1 protein-coding gene is annotated in these 260 nt (G+C 68.5%); it reads right to left on the bottom strand.

What is annotated here, in order from left to right:
* Positions 1–260 (bottom strand): hypothetical protein (locus SB660_RS21690; RefSeq protein ID WP_410584487.1); only part of this gene is annotated, 260 nt, incomplete at both ends.

Consider the following 260-nt stretch of genomic DNA (forward strand, 5'->3'; position numbering starts at 1 on the left):
GAGCCGCGCAACCCGACGAGCACCACTCCGCGCCACCCGATCTCCTCCTGGAAGACGATGCCGCCCATGGCGATCACCTGCAGGACGATGAGAGAACCCGAAGGTTCCGGTGTCGCGGCGATGCCGAGGATCGCCGTCAGGGCGAATGCGCACGCGGTCGCCCACGGAACGATGGCGAACGCACGCGGGCGCAGCGGTGTCGGCTCGAACTGCAGCACCCGCCACCATCCGGCGACGGTGATGATCGCCACGATCACGAG

Origin of the sequence: Bacillus sp. SIMBA_005, from assembly GCF_046535585.1 — a bacterium.
GTDB classification, from domain to species: Bacteria; Bacillota; Bacilli; order Bacillales; family Bacillaceae; genus Bacillus; species Bacillus pumilus.